Raw genomic sequence first — 4,381 nt, 5'->3', positions numbered from 1 at the left:
CGCCCGCCGCGCCCGCCGCGCGGGCCGGGGGCGGCGGGCGCGTCCGCAGCCGTGCCGGTGCCGGTGCCGGTCAGGCCGTACGGGGTGACCCGTCCGCCGTCCGCGTGCCGGGGGCGTCGGTCGGCCGTCGCACCGGTGCCGTGGTCAGCGAGGCGAGCAGGGCGAGCCGCTCGGCGTCCTCGGTGCCCGGCGCGGCGTGGTAGAGCGCGAGCATCAGGCCGTCGGGGCCGTCGACGTCCAGCTTGGACAGGGTGAGGCTCAGCTCGCCGACCTGGGGGTGGTTCATCCGGATCGGCTTGTCGACGACCGGCCGCACGTCGTGGCGGGCCCACACCTTCCGGAACTCCGCGCTCGCCAGCGACAGTTCGCCGACGAGCCGCACCACCCGCGGGTCGTCCACGTCCGTCCCCAGCCGCCGCCGGAAGACGGCGACGCACTGGGCCGCCGTGCGGGTCCAGTCCGCGTGCAGGGCCCGCTCGGCGGGGTCGAGGAAGAACGAGCGGAGCCGGTTCTCCCCCACCCGCACGCTCGGGACCAGCGCGGTGGCGAGCGGGTTGGCCGCGATCACGTCGAGGGTCCGGTCCGTCACGAACGCCGGCAGCCCGATCGACTCCAGGAGCTGTGCCGTGGCCGGCGGGACGGACGGGCGCCGGGACGGCCGGCGGCGGGCCCGGGGCCGGGGCGCGGCGAGCTGGTGGAGGTAGGCCGTGGCGGTGTCGTCGAGCAGCAGCACCCGGGCGAGCGCGTCGAGGACCTGCGCCGACGGGTTGCGGTCGCGGCCCTGCTCCAGCCGCAGGTAGTAGTCGGAGCTGATGCCGGCGAGCAGGGCCACCTCCTCCCGGCGCAGCCCCGGCACCCGGCGTGTCCCGTGGGCCGGCAGCCCCATGTCCGCGGGCGTCACCAGCTCCCGGCGCGCCCGGAGGTAGTCACCGAGCCGGTTCTCCTCAGACATGCGTTCCATCGTAGGCGTGCGGGGCGTTTCGTCCCTGGCCCTGTCACTCCCAGGATCGGCGGGGAACTGGATAGGCCGCCCGCCGGCGTGGACGGTGGAGACATGAGCACTCCCCTGAACACTCCGACGACCTCCCTCCCCGGCGGCACCTGGACGATGGGCGACCTGACCGTCACCCGGTTCGGATACGGGGCCATGCAACTGGCGGGACCGGGCGTGATGGGGCCGCCGGCCGATCACGACGGCGCCCTCGCGGTGCTGCGCGAGGCCGTGCGCCTCGGCATCACCCACATCGACACCGCCGACGCCTACGGGCCGCACGTCACCAACCTGCTGATCCGCGAGGCGCTGCACCCCTACCCCGACGCGCTGCACATCGCCACCAAGGTCGGCGCGGTCCGGGACGAGCAGGGCGGCTGGCCCCCGGCCCGGGAGCCGGACGACCTGCGCCGGGCCGTCCACGACAACCTGGAGCACCTCGGCGTCGAGACGCTGGACCTGGTCAACCTGCGGCTCGGCGACGCCACGGGGCCCCGGCCGGGCTCGCTCGCGAAGGCGTACGGGACCCTCGTCGAGCTCCAGCAGCAGGGACTGATCCGCCACCTCGGCCTGAGCAACGTGACCGCCGACCAGATCGCCGAGGCGCAGGGCATCGCCCCGTTCGTCTGCGTGCAGAACCTGTACAACCTCGCCCACCGCCAGGACGACGAACTCGTCGACCGGCTCGCCGAGCAGGGCATCGCCTACGTGCCGTACTTCCCCCTCGGCGGCTTCAGCCCCCTGCAGTCCTCGACGCTCTCGGCCGTGGCCGCCCGGCACGGCGTCCGCCCGATGTCGGTCGCCCTCGCCTGGCTGCTGCACCGCTCGCCGAACATCCTGCTGATCCCCGGGACGTCGTCGGTGGCGCACCTGCGGGAGAACATCGCCGGCGCGGGCCTCGCCCTGTCCGGGGAGGACCTCGCCGCACTCGACACGATCGGCCGCTGAGCGCCCGGTGCGGGCCGGGCCGGCGGGCCTGCCCGCCCGGTGCGAGCAGGCCCGCCGGTCGCGGCCCTCGGCGCCTCGGGCGGGCCCCGGCACCCCTAGGGGACATCCCGTCCCGCCCGAGGGGGACCGGCTCACCCCCGAGGCGTACCCGGGGGCCGGGCGGATTGGGCCCTTGGACCGATGCCCGCCGTATGCCCGAAGAGTCACCCTGGAGGCATGAGCGCAGCGACCCTCCATCCCGCCCCGCCGCCGGTCCGGCCGACCGGCGCCACACCGGTCCGGGGCGGCGTCCACCCGCACCGCCTCGGCGACGCCCTGCGCGCCGTGAAGGTCTTCCTCGGCGCCGCCTTCGACGTGGTCGTCCTCGGCGAGTACGGCGAGGAGGCGGGCGTCCGCCGCAGGTAGGTCCGGCCCCTCCTCCCGACCCGGACCGCCCGCCCGGCCGTCGTCTCCGCGGCCGGCCGGCTACCCCTGTTCCCGACGCGGCCCGCCGGTGCCGTCCGGGCTCGTCGTGGGTTTCGCGAGCAGGAGTTCGCGGGCCTCCTCGGCCGCGCGGATCATGGTCCCGGCGACGAAGTCGAGGAAACGCGCGGCGTTCTCCAGACGCGTGGCGGCCGGCGTACCGGGTCCCATGACGTCGACGCCCTCCCGTGAGGTCGCCGCGATCTGCGCGGTGGAACGGGCGCTGGCGATCATCGACTGGTACCAGATGTCCTCGTCGAAGCCGTAGCGCTCACGGCGGCCTTCCTCGCGGAAGCGACGGACGAGGTCCTGGCTCTCCAGGAACGCGACCGCCTTCGAGACGGACGCCGGGCTGACCCGGAGCCGCTCCGCGAGTTCGGCGGCGGTGAGGCTGCCTGAGTCGCTGAGGGTGAGGCAGGCCATGACCCTGGCCATCATCCTGGGCGTGCCCGAGGCGATGAAGACGGTGGTGAGCGTCTCCTCGTAGGCGCGCACGGCCTCCGGGTCGCGTCCGTACCGGTCCGGTGCCGCCTTCGGCCCCCGGGCGGCGGTCCGCCTGCGCCGGTGGGCGCGGCGCTCGGTGGCGCGCTGGGCCAGCTCCGCGCGGTAGGCGGTGGGTCCGCCGTTGCGCATCACCTCGCGCGTGACCGTCGAGGTGGGGCGGTCCAGGCGCCTGGCGATCTCCGCGTACGCGAGCCCGTCGGCCAGTCCCGACGCGATCCGCTGCCGCTCCTGCTGGGTGAGCCTGCCTCCCGGCACGTGATCTCCTCCGCTGTCCGCGCGTGAGGCTTCAGAGTAGCGTTCATCACCTTCTCATTGCAACGAGCTGGTTCGGGGTTGTTGCGTTGTCTTGCATCTCATTGCAATGAATGGACCCATCTGAACTGGGCTTCTGTATTTTCAATGCAACAAAGACATTGCCGCTTCGATGAACGCAACGTAGCGTTTTCGATGTCAGAAACGAACTGCAACGCAAAGGAGCCCGTGATGCGGTCCGACACTCCCCTGGCCATCGCGGCCGACGGGCTGCGCAAGTCCTACGGCGACAAGGTCGTGCTCGACGGCGTCGACCTGACCGTCCGGGAAGGCACGATCTTCTCCCTGCTCGGACCGAACGGCGCGGGCAAGACCACGGTCGTCAAGATCCTCTCCACGCTCGTCGGCGCGGACGCGGGCGACCTGCGGGTCGGCGGGCACGACCTCGCCGCCGACCCCCGTGCCGTGCGGGCCGCGATCGGTGTCACCGGCCAGTTCTCCGCCGTCGACGGTCTGATCACCGGTGAGGAGAACATGCTCCTGATGGCGGACCTGCACCACCTGCCCCGGCGCCAGGGGCGGCGGGTGGCCGCCGAGCTGCTGGAGCGCTTCGACCTCACCGAGGCGGCGAGGAAGCCCGCCTCCACCTACTCCGGCGGCATGAAGCGCCGCCTCGACATCGCCATGACCCTGGTCGGCAGTCCGCGGATCATCTTCCTGGACGAGCCGACCACCGGCCTCGACCCCCGCTCCCGCCACACCATGTGGGGCATCATCCGCGAGCTGGTCACCGGCGGGGTGACCGTCTTCCTCACCACCCAGTACCTGGAGGAGGCCGACCAGCTCGCCGACCGCATCGCCGTGCTCCACGACGGCAGGATCGCCGCCCACGGCACCGCCGAGGAACTCAAGCGGCTCGTCCCCGGCGGACACGTCCGGCTCCGCTTCACCGACCCGGACGGCTACCGGTCGGCCGCCTCCGTCCTGCCCGGGGCCGCCCCGGACGACGCGTCGCTGACCCTGCGGATCCCCAGCGGCGGCAGCCAGCGCGAGCTGCGCGCCGTCCTGGACCGGCTCGACTCCGCCGGTGTGGAGGCGGACGAGCTGACCGTGCACACCCCCGACCTCGACGACGTCTTCTTCGCCCTGACCGAAGGTGCCGCCGTTCCCGCCCCGTCCAAGGAGGCCGTCCGATGAGTGACCTTCCGGTTCCCGCCCGCCCAC

General features: G+C 73.5%; 5 protein-coding genes. 3 read left to right on the top strand and 2 right to left on the bottom strand.

All coding sequences use genetic code 11. The features are described 5' to 3' along the window. Nucleotides 1-70: 70 nt before the first annotated feature. The gene (locus B7L92_RS20625) at nucleotides 71-961 is read right to left on the bottom strand and encodes a helix-turn-helix domain-containing protein (RefSeq protein ID WP_081238986.1); all 891 of its coding nucleotides are present in this window, start codon (nucleotides 959-961) and stop codon (nucleotides 71-73) included. A 93-nt stretch (nucleotides 962-1,054) separates the two neighbouring features. Between B7L92_RS20625 and B7L92_RS20620 the strand changes: the two genes are divergently transcribed. Both B7L92_RS20620 and B7L92_RS20615 read left to right on the top strand, forming a co-directional pair. After that, nucleotides 1,055-1,939 (top strand): aldo/keto reductase family oxidoreductase, encoded by an 885-nt coding sequence (locus tag B7L92_RS20620; RefSeq protein ID WP_107501553.1) that lies wholly within the window; start codon nucleotides 1,055-1,057, stop codon nucleotides 1,937-1,939. Nucleotides 1,940-2,155: 216 nt separating this feature from the next. Further along, the gene (locus B7L92_RS20615; RefSeq protein WP_174703993.1) at nucleotides 2,156-2,344 is read left to right on the top strand and encodes a hypothetical protein; all 189 of its coding nucleotides are present in this window, start codon (nucleotides 2,156-2,158) and stop codon (nucleotides 2,342-2,344) included. Between the two features lie 60 nt (nucleotides 2,345-2,404). On the opposite strand, the gene B7L92_RS43925 is transcribed toward B7L92_RS20615, so the two are convergent. Continuing rightward, nucleotides 2,405-3,160: a helix-turn-helix domain-containing protein gene (locus B7L92_RS43925; protein WP_081238984.1), complete on the bottom strand. Its 756-nt coding sequence runs from the start codon at nucleotides 3,158-3,160 to the stop codon at nucleotides 2,405-2,407. Between the two features lie 228 nt (nucleotides 3,161-3,388). Here B7L92_RS43925 and B7L92_RS20605 point away from each other — a divergent pair, with 228 nt between their 5' ends. Then, nucleotides 3,389-4,354, top strand: a complete 966-nt coding sequence (locus tag B7L92_RS20605) for an ATP-binding cassette domain-containing protein (RefSeq protein ID WP_081238983.1) — start codon at nucleotides 3,389-3,391, stop codon at nucleotides 4,352-4,354. The last annotated feature ends 27 nt before the right edge of the window (nucleotides 4,355-4,381 follow it).

The sequence above is a fragment of the Streptomyces viridosporus genome (assembly GCF_002078235.1).
GTDB lineage: Bacteria > Actinomycetota > Actinomycetes > Streptomycetales > Streptomycetaceae > Streptomyces > Streptomyces viridosporus.
Note: the sequence above shows the minus strand (reverse complement) of the source record. Positions and strands in the feature narration are given on the sequence as shown.